This is a genomic window from Microbulbifer regidiadema (SeqCode) (genome assembly GCF_052467605.1).
In genome coordinates, this window is the sequence record NZ_CP174316.1 from 3,877,869 (window position 1) to 3,891,123 (window position 13,255).

At 58.9% G+C, this 13,255-nt stretch carries 10 protein-coding genes; 6 read left to right on the top strand and 4 right to left on the bottom strand.

Annotation, left to right across the window (positions count from 1 at the left end; translation table 11 throughout):
* The first annotated feature begins 178 nt into the window (after nt 1-178).
* Nucleotides 179-1,387 (top strand): Obg family GTPase CgtA, encoded by a 1,209-nt coding sequence (cgtA, locus tag ACJJIF_RS17590; RefSeq protein ID WP_444929587.1) that lies wholly within the window; start codon nt 179-181, stop codon nt 1,385-1,387.
* A 70-nt stretch (nt 1,388-1,457) separates the two neighbouring features.
* A complete protein-coding gene (gene proB, locus ACJJIF_RS17595; protein ID WP_444929588.1) occupies nt 1,458-2,594 on the top strand; it encodes a glutamate 5-kinase in 1,137 nt (378 codons plus the stop codon).
* Between the two features lie 67 nt (nt 2,595-2,661).
* Here proB and rpsT read toward each other — a convergent pair whose 3' ends face one another.
* The 4 genes from rpsT to ACJJIF_RS17615 form a co-directional block, all read right to left on the bottom strand.
* Nucleotides 2,662-2,928 carry a 30S ribosomal protein S20 gene (rpsT, locus tag ACJJIF_RS17600; protein WP_108731693.1) on the bottom strand — a complete coding sequence of 89 codons (267 nt, stop codon included), beginning with the start codon at nt 2,926-2,928 and terminating at the stop codon, nt 2,662-2,664.
* Nucleotides 2,929-3,071: 143 nt separating this feature from the next.
* The gene (locus ACJJIF_RS17605; protein ID WP_444929589.1) at nt 3,072-5,096 is read right to left on the bottom strand and encodes an ATP-binding protein; all 2,025 of its coding nucleotides are present in this window, start codon (nt 5,094-5,096) and stop codon (nt 3,072-3,074) included.
* A 35-nt stretch (nt 5,097-5,131) separates the two neighbouring features.
* Entirely contained in the window at nt 5,132-5,821 is a 690-nt protein-coding gene (gene pdsR / locus ACJJIF_RS17610) for a proteobacterial dedicated sortase system response regulator (RefSeq protein ID WP_444929590.1), read from the bottom strand.
* A 207-nt stretch (nt 5,822-6,028) separates the two neighbouring features.
* Nucleotides 6,029-6,715 (bottom strand): OmpA family protein, encoded by a 687-nt coding sequence (locus tag ACJJIF_RS17615; protein WP_444929591.1) that lies wholly within the window; start codon nt 6,713-6,715, stop codon nt 6,029-6,031.
* A gap of 471 nt (nt 6,716-7,186) precedes the next feature.
* Here ACJJIF_RS17615 and murJ point away from each other — a divergent pair, with 471 nt between their 5' ends.
* The 4 genes from murJ to lspA all read left to right on the top strand — a co-directional run bounded on the left by murJ (nt 7,187) and on the right by lspA (nt 13,250).
* Nucleotides 7,187-8,797, top strand: a complete 1,611-nt coding sequence (murJ, locus tag ACJJIF_RS17620) for a murein biosynthesis integral membrane protein MurJ (protein ID WP_444929592.1) — start codon at nt 7,187-7,189, stop codon at nt 8,795-8,797.
* A gap of 96 nt (nt 8,798-8,893) precedes the next feature.
* Nucleotides 8,894-9,874 carry a bifunctional riboflavin kinase/FAD synthetase gene (ribF, locus tag ACJJIF_RS17625; protein WP_444929593.1) on the top strand — a complete coding sequence of 327 codons (981 nt, stop codon included), beginning with the start codon at nt 8,894-8,896 and terminating at the stop codon, nt 9,872-9,874.
* A 51-nt stretch (nt 9,875-9,925) separates the two neighbouring features.
* Complete coding sequence (ileS, locus tag ACJJIF_RS17630) at nt 9,926-12,730, top strand: isoleucine--tRNA ligase (RefSeq protein ID WP_444929594.1); 2,805 nt, start codon at nt 9,926-9,928, stop codon at nt 12,728-12,730.
* On the top strand, nt 12,723-13,250 hold the full coding sequence (gene lspA / locus ACJJIF_RS17635; protein WP_444929595.1) for a signal peptidase II: 528 nt from the start codon (nt 12,723-12,725) through the stop codon (nt 13,248-13,250). The genes ileS and lspA overlap by 8 nt, the downstream gene beginning before the upstream one ends.
* Nucleotides 13,251-13,255 lie beyond the last annotated feature (5 nt).

Consider the following 13,255-nt stretch of genomic DNA (forward strand, 5'->3'; position numbering starts at 1 on the left):
AAGCTTCATAAAAAGCCCCGCTATTGCGGGGCTTTTTTGTTGGAAACGTCGCAGAAAAGCCGCGACGGGAAGTTAGGGTGGCAGTTGCCCACAGGGGGCGGCTTGTCGGCTGGTATGATGATAGGGGTGCGCGCATGTGTGCACCGGATGAGACAACCGCTGTGGCGGTGGAGTGATTATGAAGTTTGTCGATGAGGCGCCCATCTTTGTGCAGGCAGGTAAGGGCGGCAATGGCTGCCTGAGCTTTCGCCGGGAAAAGTTTGTTGAGAAGGGCGGCCCGGATGGCGGCGACGGTGGTGACGGCGGCTCCGTTTACCTGGAGGCCGACGATTCCCTGAATACCCTGGTGGATTATCGCTACCAGCCCCGCTATGCCGCTGAGAGCGGTCAGCCGGGCCGGGGGCGCAACTGTACTGGCGCCAAGGGTGAGGACCTGGTCCTTAAGGTGCCGGTGGGCACCACGATCATTGATGTGGATACCGGCGAGACACTCGGCGATATGACCGAAGCCGGTGAGCGCCAGCTGGTGGCCCAGGGGGGCTTCCACGGTCTGGGCAATACCCGCTTCAAATCCAGTACTAACCGTGCGCCGCGCCAGACCACCCACGGCACTGAAGGCGAGATGCGCAGCCTCAAGCTCGAACTGAAGGTTCTGGCGGATGTGGGCATGTTGGGGCTGCCCAATGCGGGCAAATCCACGTTTATTCGCGCCGTCTCTGCGGCCAAGCCGAAAGTGGCCAACTACCCCTTTACCACCCTGGTGCCAAATTTGGGGGTGGTGCAAGTGCAGAAGCATCGCAGCTTTGTGATTGCAGATATTCCCGGCCTGATTGAAGGTGCAGCCGAAGGGGCGGGCCTGGGGATTCGCTTCCTCAAGCACTTAACTCGCTGTCGGGTTTTGCTGCACTTGGTTGACTTGGCTCCCTTTGATGGCTCTGATCCGGTGGAGAATGCCCGAGCCATTGAGCGCGAGCTGTCCACCTTTAGCCCGACCCTGGCCGGGCGTGAGCGCTGGTTGGTATTGAACAAGACCGACCTGGTGCCCGCTGCGGAGCTGGAAGAGCGCTGTCAGGCGGTAGTAGATGCCCTGGGTTGGGAGGGGCCTGTATTCCGTGTGGCGGCTATTCGCAAGGAGGGCACCGATGCCCTCGGCGGTCGCCTGATGGATTACCTGGAAGAGCGTCAGGAAATCGAGGCGCGAGATCCCGACTTGGCTGTGGCGGAGCTGGAAGCGCAGCGTCAAATGCAGCGCGAAGCTCGCGAGCGTATCGAAGAGTTGAGAGAGAGTCATCGCGCCAAGCGCAAAGCGGCCAAAGGGCAGGTGGATGACGATGAGGATTGGGATGATGACGACGACCACGATGTGGATGTCGAGTATCGCTCTTAAATGGCATGGAGCGAGCAGTTGCTGAGTTAGCCCGGCTCGCTCAATAGTTACCTTGTCCTGAGGGGGAAGCATGGACTCCGCAACAGTGTCCCGGCAGGCGTTGACCAAGGCCCAGCGGTGGGTGATAAAAATCGGTAGCGCCCTTCTGACAGATAATGGTCGAGGTGTGAATACCGCTGCCATTTCTGCCTGGGTGGCGCAGATGGCTGATTTGCGCCGTCGAGGAATCGAAGTCGTTCTGGTGTCATCCGGCGCTGTTGCGGCTGGTATGGACCGATTGGGCTGGTGTCGCCGGCCCGAGTCTATCCACCAGTTGCAGGCGGCCGCTGCCGTGGGGCAGAGCCATCTGGTACAGGTTTATGAGCAGGCCTTTAACCGCTTTAATATTCGCAGCGCTCAGATCCTGCTGGATCACGACGATCTCTCCAATCGCACCCGCTACCTGAATGCTCGCAGCACTTTGCGCACACTCCTGTCTCTGGGGGCTGTGCCTATCGTGAATGAAAATGACACGGTGGTGACTGACGAGATACGTTTCGGTGACAACGATACCCTGGCGGCGCTGGTGGCGAACCTGGTTGAGGCGGATGCCCTGCTGATTTTGACCGATGCGGACGGGCTGTTTACCGAAGACCCCCGCGACAATCCTGAGGCGGAGCTAATTGGTGAGGCCTCTGCGCTTGATCCCAGGCTGCTGGAAATGGCGGGAGACTCTCGCAGCGGTCTGGGTCGCGGCGGTATGACCACCAAGGTGCGCGCAGCGCAGCTGGCAGCACGCTCAGGAGCCTGCACAGTGATCGCTGGCGGTGCCCTGGAGGCGGTGATAGATAAAGTCTGTGCCGGCGAGCAGCTGGGCACCCTGTTACTGCCAGAGGCGGACCCCCTGGCGGCGCGCAAGCGCTGGCTGGCGGGGCAGTTGCAAGTGCGCGGAACCCTGACTGTGGATGCCGGTGCCGAAGCGGCTGTGAGCGGCAGTGGTAGCAGTCTGTTGCCGGTAGGGGTGACCGCCGTTGAGGGGCGTTTCCGGCGGGGGGATCTGGTGTCTTGCAGGAATACTGAAGGTCGCGAGATAGCGCGGGGCCTGGTCAATTATGACAGTAGTGAGAGTGGTCGGATTCTGGGGCAGCCATCGGAGAAGTTTGCCGACCTTTTGGGGTATCGGGATGACGATGAATTGATTCACCGCGATAACCTGATCCTGCTCTGAATTGGCAGGTTTCGAATACAAAAAAGCCCCGCAATGCGGGGCTTTTTTGTGTCTGCTGCCTAAGGGGTTAGGCGGCCAGAGCTTTGATCTGAGCGTTCAGACGGCTCTTATGACGAGCGGCTTTATTCTTGTGAATAATGCCTTTGTCTGCCATACGGTCAATAACGGGAACTGCTTCTGCGTACGCAGTTTTTGCTTTTTCCGCATCGCCGGCATCGATGGCCGCAACTACCTTCTTGATGTAGGTGCGCACCATGGAGCGCAGACTGGCGTTGTGCATGCGGCGCTTGTCGTTCTGGCGCGCGCGTTTCTTCGCTTGAGGTGAGTTGGCCACCGGTTGCTCCTGTCTGGAATCTATAAATCTGTAACTAACAGGCCCTGGGGCCCGATCGGGACGCGACATTATCGCTACAGTTGGTTGTTTGTCAACCATCGCGGGCGCCTCGGTGCAGATATGTTGTCAATCTGCGGTCGCGGTCACCCGCTCGACAACTCCAGGCTGAACTCTACACCGCTGCCGTCGCTGCGGTTGCGGGCTTTTAAGGTACCGCCGTGAAAGTCGGCAATCAGTTTGGCGATATGCAGCCCCAGCCCCAGGTGGCCGGCGTTATCGCCCTGCTTGCGCACGGATACGAGCGAGTCGAACAGCTTGTGGGCGTAGCCGTCCGGGAGCAGGGGGCCGTCATTGCCCACGGTGATCAGATACTTATTGCTATTCGCTGTCACTGACAGGCGGACTTCACTGCCCGTGGGGGCAAAGCTACAGGCGTTATCTACCAGTTTATCGAGCAGCTGTGCCAATAGCTCCGCTGCGCCGTGGCAGGGCAGTTCCCCTGCGGGTTTGTTCAGGGCGAATCGGTGTCCGCTGTGGGCATCGCCATAGCACTGTGTCATAACTTCAAGCAGGTCTGCCAGGTCGAAGGGCTCCCGCTCCGCCTGGTGGATGCTGGTTTCAAGATTGCTGGCGGCGGAGAGGCTGTTGAGAATGCCTGACAGCCGCGCGCTGCCGTCCATGGCCCGCTCGGCATAGCGGCGACTGTATTCGTCGAGCTCCCCGGCGGTGAGGTTGTCCAGGGAGGAGCGAACTACGGCCAGGGGGGTGCGCAGCTCGTGTGACAACTTACTGGCGAGAGTGCGCAGGTACTGGTGGTATTGGTCCAGCTCGCCGAGCAGGCTGGCGAAGGCCCGGTTTAGCTCCCCCAGCTCATCGCCGGCTTTCGAGCGGGGAAAGTTACCGCGCAGCTTGCCACTGGAATCTACCGCGTTGCGGGCGGCCTGGTGAAGCTTGCGTACGCGCCAGGAAAGCCAGCTGGCATAGCCCAAAAGAAAAAGCAGGGCGATAGCGGCAGCGGTGCAGCTGATTAACCACAGGCGGTGAGCGGCACCCTCCGTTACCGATTGCATCGCCTCGCCGGATTGCAGAACCAGCACCTGTCCCAGGAGGGGGCGCTCAACCACTTCATCGACCCGGGTGATTACGGGCACACTGACTACGCCAATGCGGGATTGCAGAGGCCCTGAGTACCACTGCTCCCGAGTAGTGCGCCTGCCGGGGGCTGGGAGTGGCAAATTATTTTCCGGCAGCTGTGGCAAATGCTCTCGGGCGAGTAATTTGCGGTAAGCCCAGCTTTGCAGCCAGGAATCGGTTTGGGGCTCGGTCAGGTGCAGTTGCCCGTTGCTGGCGAGAAGAAATCCCTCGCTGTCCACAACCGCGAGGTGTAGCCCCGGGCGCGCAAAGTGGTCCAGCTCCGCCTGGAGTTCTGGTAGAGGGCCTACCAGGCGCCCCGGGCGACCATCTGCTGGCAGGGTATTGGCGCTGTGTGCCGGTGGGGAGCCGTCGCTGTTGACCCTGTCGCGAATGCGGATGGCGAGGGCGCCACCGGTCAGGGCCCGGGGCAGGGTCAGTTCCAATTGATACCCCTTGGCGGATCTTGTCCAGCGGCCCCGCAGGCGCAGCTCGCGCTCGTAGCGGCCCTCTCGCGGGTTGTGCCACAGGGCACTGGCGGCGCCCTGGCTGGCCACGGGCAGAGTGTAGTGGCGGTCGGCGGTGAACAGTTCTACCGTGTCGCCGCCAGCGATTAGGCCCGTGCGTGGGTCCCGGTAGGCGGGTGTTGAGTCGGCAACCGTGAGGAGCAGGTAGATTTGCTGATTTAGCTGCCCCAGTGTCATCTGGGCTAAGGGGGATAGCTGCTCGTCCAGCAGTGTTCTGGGCTCCAGCCCCTGTGTGCGCCATTCATCGCCATAGCCGTCAATTCTCGGCGCCTGTGATAAGGGGTGCAGGTAGAGCTGGGCTCCAGGTGGACGCGATAACCGCTGGGGGTCTGGGGCGATAAGTTGGGGGGCGCTGGCGAGGCGCGCGGCAATTGCCGCCGCAGTCGCTTCGATTGCCTGAATTTGGCCCTGTGCGAGGGCGGCGTCCACCTGGCGGAGGTACTGGCAGCCGGCCCAGGGCAGGGTGAGTGCGATCAGGCTGACGAGCAAGAGTTGGCGGCGTAGGTTCATACTTAAGGTTTTGATATTGCTCGCTCGGCGGCGGCTTACAGCTGCCAGCGATAGCCCATGCCGTAGGCGGTTCCTATGGCATTAAATTCTGTGTCCAGCGCTTGGAATTTGCGCCTGATTCTTTTGACGTGAGAGGTGATGGTGTTGTCATCTAATACCACGCGGGCCGCCTCCATAAGCTGGCTGCGGGATTTAACATGGCCGGGCCTTTTGGCCAGGGCGTGGACAATCCAGAATTCGGTCACGGTCAGATCCACAGGCTGGTCATCCCAGTGGCAGTGAAGCCTGGAGATATCCAGCCACAATTTTCCCTGGGTTAAGCTCTCGCCTTCATCGCTCTGGTCCCGCAATACACTGACGCGGCGCAGTAGGGCGTTAATTCGCGCCTGCATATGGGGTAGGGAGATATCCTTGGTGAGGTAATCATCAGCGCCCAGGCGCAGTCCGGAAATAATATCCAGCTCTGAGTCCCTGGCGGTGAGAAATAATATTGGCAGGCTCGGTGCCATAGCGCGCAGCTCGCGGCAGAGCTCAAAGCCTCCCTCCACTTCGCTGCCGAGGCCCACATCAATTACGGCCAGGTCCGGCAGCCGCTGGCGAAAAGCTTCCATAGCCTCAATCCTGGCACTGTATAAATCGACCCGATAACCGTGGCGGCGCAGGGCATCGCGGTAATTTTCTGCGATAGCGCGTTCATCTTCGACAATGGCGATGGTTGCACTCATGACAAATCCCGATTTAATTCCTTTCAGGCGGGGAATCATGCACGAAGTTGCAGGGGTTAGGCAAAAAGGCGGGCGCAAGGCGCCCGCAAATACAACAGGATTTTTATCCGTTCGGAGCTGTGCGAGTGGATTTGGAGTCCACTCGCGCTTATCTAATAGCGCTTGAAGCTGGGGCTGCGGATTTGCTGTCCGCAGTGCCCCTTGAGCTTAGAAGTTTCCCGCCATGGACTCCGGCAGGGAGAAGCGGATGTCGACGCGGCGCTCCATGGCGTAGGCGTCTACATCGCCCCGGGTTGCCTGGGAATAGGTGGAGCCGAGTGCGCTGCGGCTGATTCTCTCTGCGTCGATTCCCAGCGCTACCAGGGCCTCTTCCACACTCAGGGCGCGTTGATCGGACAGCACATTGTTGTAGCCGTCACTGCCGCGGGGGTCTGCGTGCCCCTCCAGGTGAATTTGCAGGTGGGGGTGGCGCTTGAGAAAGTCAGCCATGGCGCTCAGCTGGTTTATTTGTCCCTCTTGAAGCTCATCCTCCCCGGTGGTGAACAGCATTTGGAATTGCAGTGAATCCAGAGCCAGTTGGCCGGCGTCGTTCGCGGACAGTTGAGCCGCATCCAATTGCTGTGCCAGGTTGCTGAGCTCTGCACGGCTCTCTGTCAGTTGTGTTGCCAGCATATCTGCCTCGTCTGCTTGCTTGATCTGCTCTCCGAGCCAGGCTCCGCCGAGCGCTCCGGCGATAAAGCCAACGGGTCCACCCAGAGCTGCACCGGCTATTGCGGAACCGGTAAAGACTGAGGCCTGCTTGGCCGGAGTCAAATTGGGTTCGCTGTGCTCCTTGGCCTGGGCTCCAGTGGCAATCAGAGAACTCAGGGCAACGGCCATCATTACTTTTTTCATTGTTGTGCTCCTTAGCGGCTTTTTTCTTACTCGTTTGGGCCTGTTCTGTTGTGGCCCGTTTGAGTGTTATTAAACAGCGGCAAGGAGGCGCTGGCGTGGCGCGGCTGTGACAAACAGCGGCTCAATTGTGGCGAAATATGGCGGTCGCTCCAAATATCAGCTCGGGAGCTGGCAGGGGGGGGGGCGACGGCTGTTACCGCAGAGCGTGGATGGACAGGCGGGGCCGGGGCCATCAACGACTGCTATATCCCGCACAATTGTAAGAGCCAGGGCAATAATCAAAGCGCTAATGGCCATCCCTTATTTCCCCGCGCCGCCCGCTCCATCGGTGGCGCGGCTAGCTCGCTCTTAGTATAGGCTCGCGCTCCCCCCCGCAGCAGGCTCTAACGGGGTTGATGACCCCATATACCCCCGGATTTTGCGGTAGACTTGCCGGCCAATAAGTTTCAAATTTCGCCAGGAGCCCGAGTTTTGCCACAGTCACCCCAAGCTCAGGAACAGGCAGTCGAAAAATCTGGTGCCTCCAGGTTACTGCGGGGCAGTTCCGTTGTCGGCGCGGCCACCATGTTGTCGCGAGTGGCCGGGCTGGTGCGCGATGTGGCGCTGGCTCGCTTTGCCGGTGCGGGGGATGCCGCCGATGCCTTTTTTGTCGCGTTTAAAATTCCCAATTTTTTCCGCCGCCTATTTGCCGAGGGCGCATTTGCCCAGGCCTTTGTGCCGGTGCTGGCCGAGTATCGCCAAAAGGGCGGCAAGGCGGCTGCGCGGGAATTAAATGATCGGGTCGCGGGTGCTCTCGGCGGCGTACTTTTGTTGGTTACCCTGTTTGGTGTTCTCTGCGCTCCGCTGGTCACGGGTATTTTTGCTTTTGGCTGGTGGTGGGACGGCAGTGAGCGGGAGAAATTTGATCTCGCCACCGATATGTTGCAGATCACCTTTCCCTATTTGATGTTGATTTCCCTGGCGGGATTTACCGGGGCAATACTCAATACTTTCGACCGCTTTGCTATTCCGGCGCTGACGCCGGTGCTGCTCAATCTGGTTTTGATTGCTGCGGCGACTGTCGCGACAGGTTGGTTTGACCCACACATTATGGCGCTGGCCTGGGGGGTTCTTGTGGCGGGGGTGGTGCAGCTGCTATTTCAGCTGCCCTTTCTCGCCCGTGAAGGGCTGTTGCCGAGCCCTAAATGGGACTGGCAGCACCGGGGGGTGCGCAAAATTTTGCGCCTGATGGCACCGGCCATTTTTGGCGTGTCAGTGACCCAGATCAGCCTGGTACTGGACACACTGTTGGCCTCATTCCTGCCCAGCGGCAGTGTTTCCTGGCTCTATTTCTCCGACCGCCTCACCGAGTTGCCCCTGGGGGTATTTGGGGTCGCAGTGGCTACTGTGATTTTGCCCAGCTTGTCGCGGCAACACAGCGACGGAGATCCCCGTCGCTTCCGTCACACCCTCGACTGGGCCCTGCGCAGTGTTACGCTTATCTCCCTGCCAGCGGCGGTTGCCCTGGTGGTATTGGCGGAGCCGCTTCTGACGACACTGTTCCAGTACGGGCAGATGCAGCCGCGCGATATGCAAATGGCCGCCTGGTCCCTGCGGGCCTATGCCATGGGGTTATTGGCGTTTATGCTGATTAAGGTGTTGGCACCGGGCTATTTTGCCCGCCAGGACACCTATACCCCTGTGCGTTTTGGCCTGATCGCAATAGCGGCAAAAATGGTATTGAGCCTTCTGTTTGTAATACCGCTCAATTATTACTTTAAGCTCGGCCATATGGGCTTGGCGCTGGCCACGGCTTGCCAAGCGGCGATCAACGCCTGGCTGCTCTATAAGGGCTTGCGCCGCGATGATGTGTATAAGCCCGAAGCGGGGTGGGGGGCTTACCTAGTCAGGTTGCTTCTGGCGAACTTGGCGATGGTCGCGATTTTGTTGGGGGCCTTGCACCTATGGTCACAGTGGAGCGAGTGGGCTTGGTATGACCGCGCCTGGCGTATGGGTCTGATTGTGGCTGCCGGTGGGGCCACTTATCTGTCAGTCCTGCTGGCTTCCGGCTTGCGCCCCCGGCACTTCCGCGCGACTAGTTAGTTTTTAGCGGGCTATCTGGATAAAGATGGCCCCTGGCCGCCCAGTGGGAATCCGCTATACTGTGCGGCTCGTTTTTATGAGGATGGGAAAATCGCTTTGACCCAGGAGTGCGAACTAATTCGCGGGTTACACAACCTGCGCCCCCGCCATCGGGGAAGCGTGGCGACGATCGGCTCGTTCGACGGTGTGCATCTCGGTCACCAGGCGATTGTTGCGCAGCTCAAGCAGCGCGCACAGGAGCACAATCTGCCCTCAGTGGCGATTATCTTTGAGCCCCAGCCTCACGAGTTCTTCTCCGGGGAGAAGGCGCCGGCGCGCCTGATGCGCTTTAAAGAGAAAGTGCTGGCACTATTTGATGCCGGTGCCGACCGGGTGCTGTGCCTGCAATTTAACGAGAAGCTGCGCAGCCTCAGTGCGGATGCCTTTGTGCGCCGCATTCTGGTAGACGGCCTTGGAATTCGCCACTTAGTCGTGGGGGACGATTTCCGCTTCGGCTGTGATCGCAGTGGCGACTACCGATTCCTCCAGGGCGCCGGAGTCGAAAATGGATTCACGGTGGAAGACACGGCTACGCTTGAGATTCGCGCAGCCCGAGTGAGCAGTACCCGTATCCGCGAAGCATTGCAGCGGGGCGAATTTGAGTTGGCTGAGACCTTGCTCGGACGGCCTTACAGTATTACCGGGCGGGTCGCCCCCGGCCGCGCCTTGGGCCGGCAACTGGGTGCGCCCACCGCGAATGTACGCCTGCATCGCTACCGCTCCCCGCTGGTTGGTGTTTACACCGTGCGCACCACGGCTGCGGATGGAACGGCACTGGCAAGCGGGCGGCGGGAAATTGACGGTGTGGCCAATGTGGGGTTTCGCCCGACGGTTGAAGGGGAGGGCGCCCGGCCACTACTGGAAGTCAACTTGTTTGATTTCGATGGCAATCTCTACGGAAGGGAGTTAGCGGTAGAGTTTTGCCACAAACTGCGCGATGAAGAGAAGTTTGCCTCCCTGGAAATCCTCAAAGCCCGCATCGCCCAGGATATTGACGATGCTAAAGACTGGTTTGTGCACAACCCCAAGGGGCGCTAACCGCTATACAGACGATGAATTATTCTCTACTAGAGCTGAAGTAGACATCCAATGACTGATTATAAAGTGACCTTAAACCTGCCTGAGACCGACTTTCCTATGCGCGGCAATCTGCCCCAGCGCGAGCCGGCTATTTTGAAAAAGTGGCAGGAAACCAAGCTCTACGAAAAAATCCGCGAGGCGCGGGCGGGACGCGAGCAGTTTATCCTGCACGATGGCCCTCCCTACGCTAACGGGGATATTCATATAGGTCACTCGGTCAACAAGATTCTCAAAGATATTATTATCAAGTCGAAAACCCTGAGTGGTTTCGATGCCCCCTACGTGCCGGGCTGGGATTGCCACGGCCTGCCGATTGAGCACCGCGTCGAGAAAAAGATCGGCAAGGCTGGCGCCAAGGTGGACCACAAAACGTTCCGCCAGAAGTGCCGCGAGTACGCCGCCAAGCAAGTGGATGGGCAAAAGAAAGACTTTGTCCGCCTGGGGGTGTTCGGTGAGTGGGATAACCCCTACCGCACCATGGATTTCCAGTTCGAAGGCGACATTATTCGCTCGCTCGGACGAGTGGTCAAAAACGGCCATTTGGCGCGGGGCTTTAAGCCGGTGTACTGGAGCGTTGTGGGCGGTTCGGCCCTGGCGGAAGCGGAAGTGGAGTACCAAGACAAGATCTCCTATTCCATTTACGTCTGCTACTCGGCGACGGAAGAGACGTCCCTGGCGATTGCCGACGCCGCAGGTGGGCACGCCGGTGAGGGCCCGCTATCGGTGGTTATCTGGACCACAACGCCCTGGACCCTCCCTTCCAGCCAGGCGGTTTCGGTCAACGCCGAGCTGGAATACGTTGTGGTGCAAACCGCTGGGCGCCGCTTGCTCGTTGCCGAGGCACTCAAGGATGCAGTATTAGAAAAGGCGGGGCTCGAGGGCGAAGTGGTCGGCCGAATTCGCGGTGCCGCCCTGGAGCACTTGAAGCTCAACCACCCCTTCTACGACAAGCAGTTGCCGATGATCCTCGGCGATCACGTCACCACCGATGCGGGTACCGGTTGTGTACACACAGCGCCGGATCACGGCCCCGATGACTTCCAGGTGGGCAAGCGCTACGGCATCGACACCCTGAACTATATCGATGACAACGGCGTGTACCGCGATATGGTACCGCTGTTTGCCGGTGAGCACGTCTACAAGGTGGACGACAAGATCGTGGCTCTGTTACAGGAGCGCGGTGTACTCCTGCACCAGGGCAAGATGGAGCACAGCTATCCCCACTGCTGGCGCACCAAGACGCCGCTTATTTACCGCGCAACTCCGCAGTGGTTTGTGAGCATGCAGCAGAATGACCTTCTGGAGAATGCACAGAAGGCAGCGGATGAAGTTCAGTGGATCCCCGGTTGGGGCAAGGCCCGCATTGATGCCATGCTGGACGGCAGCCCGGATTGGTGTATTTCCCGCCAGCGTACCTGGGGTGTGCCCATCGCTTTGTTTGTTCACAAAGAGACCCACGAAATCCACCCGGATACCCCCGCTTTGATGGACAAAGTGGCTGAAAAGGTCGATGCCGAGGGAATGGACGTTTGGTTCGATCTGGACCCGCAGGAGCTGCTCGGTGATGAGGCGGACCAATATCAAAAGGTGACCGACACCCTGGATGTCTGGTTCGACTCCGGTGTGACTCACTACGCCGTACTGGAGCGCCGCAACGGCCTGCGTTTCCCGGCAGATCTGTACCTTGAGGGCTCGGATCAGCACCGAGGCTGGTTCCAGTCATCACTGAAGACCTCCATCGCTATCAACGATTGTGCCCCTTATAAGCAAGTGTTGACCCACGGTTTCACGGTAGATGCCCAGGGACGAAAAATGTCCAAGTCCATCGGTAATACCGTGGCGCCGCTGGATGTGATCAATAAACTGGGTGCAGATGTACTGCGCCTGTGGGTTTCCGCCACTGACTTCAGCGGTGAAATGGCGGTGTCCGATGAGATCCTGAAACGCACAGCGGACTCTTACCGCCGCCTGCGCAATACCGCACGCTTCTTCCTGTCCAATCTGGCTGGATTTGACCCGCAAAAAGACTTGCTGCCGGAGGGTGAACTGCTGGCGCTGGATCGCTGGGCCCTGGATAAGGCGGCGCGTCTACAGGATGAAATTATCGCGGCTTACGATAACTACCAGTTCCACCAGATCTATCAGAAGTTGCACAATTTCTGTGTCGTGGAAATGGGTGGCTTCTACCTGGACATCATTAAAGATCGCCAGTACACCACCAAAGAGGACAGCACTGCACGCCGCTCTGCGCAAACTGCGCTCTACCATATTGTTCAGGCATTTGTCCGCTGGATCGCGCCTATCCTGAGCTTTACCGCAGAGGAGTTGTGGCAGTTTATTCCCGGTGCCAAAGCGGACAGCATCTTTATCGAAGAGTGGTATTCGCTGCCGAAACTGCCGGCGGAGTCGGTTAAAGGTGCGGACTATTGGGCTGCTATCGCCGAAGTAAAAACTGCGGTAAACAAGGTACTTGAAGAGCAGCGCGGAGCCGGTGCCATCGGCGGCTCCCTGCAAGCGGCGGTGACTCTGTTCGCCGAAGATGACCTGCGCGAGAAGCTGTTGGAGCTGGAAGATGAGCTGCGCTTTGTGCTGATTTGTTCCTCCACTTCGGTACAGCCGCTCAGCGATGCCGCCGGTGCCGAGTCCACCGAGCTGGACGGGCTGAAAGTGAGCGTGAGCAAAGTGGATCACCCGAAATGCGCGCGCTGCTGGCACTACCGCGCCGATGTGGGTGTATCAACAGAGCACCCAGATATTTGCGCACGCTGTGTGGATAATGTCTCTGGTGAAGGAGAAGTGAGGCACTATGCCTAGTTTCAATCCTGTTTGGGGGCATCCATGGCGCTGGTACTGGCTGGCGCTGATAGTGGTTGTCCTCGATATCGCCAGCAAAGTCTGGGCTGTGGATATGTTTATGCACGGCCCGTCGATGCAGATTATTCCGGGCCTGCTGCAATTTACTTATGCGGAAAACTACGGTGCCGCCTTTAGTTTCCTGTCCGATGCGGGGGGCTGGCAGCGCTGGTTTTTTGGAATTATTGCCCTCAGCTTTAGCGTCGTTGTCATTGTTTGGTTGTGGCGCTTGCCGGCGACAAAGTGCTGGGAACCCTGCGCCCTGGCGCTGATTCTTGGGGGGGCCTTGGGCAACCTGTGGGATCGCGTGCTGCTGGGTTACGTCAGAGATTTTATTTCGGTCTATTACGGCAGCTGGCACTTTCCGGTATTCAATGTTGCGGATATGGGAATTAGTATCGGCGCTGCAATGCTGGTTATTGAGCTACTTTTCTTTGCGGAAAAAGACAGTGGCAAAGCAAAAAATAACGTGGAAGTTTAACGAAC

What these genes read in the sequence shown, in the direction of transcription:
- ACJJIF_RS17615 (WP_444929591.1), bottom strand. Translation starts at nt 6,715, where the DNA reads ATGAAAAAAGTAATGATGGCCGTTGCCCTGAGTTCTCTGATTGCCACT.
- proB (WP_444929588.1), top strand. Translation starts at nt 1,458, where the DNA reads ATGGACTCCGCAACAGTGTCCCGGCAGGCGTTGACCAAGGCCCAGCGG.
- ileS (WP_444929594.1), top strand. Translation starts at nt 9,926, where the DNA reads ATGACTGATTATAAAGTGACCTTAAACCTGCCTGAGACCGACTTTCCT.
- cgtA (WP_444929587.1), top strand. Translation starts at nt 179, where the DNA reads ATGAAGTTTGTCGATGAGGCGCCCATCTTTGTGCAGGCAGGTAAGGGC.
- lspA (WP_444929595.1), top strand. Translation starts at nt 12,723, where the DNA reads ATGCCTAGTTTCAATCCTGTTTGGGGGCATCCATGGCGCTGGTACTGG.
- pdsR (WP_444929590.1), bottom strand. Translation starts at nt 5,821, where the DNA reads ATGAGTGCAACCATCGCCATTGTCGAAGATGAACGCGCTATCGCAGAA.
- ACJJIF_RS17605 (WP_444929589.1), bottom strand. Translation starts at nt 5,096, where the DNA reads ATGAACCTACGCCGCCAACTCTTGCTCGTCAGCCTGATCGCACTCACC.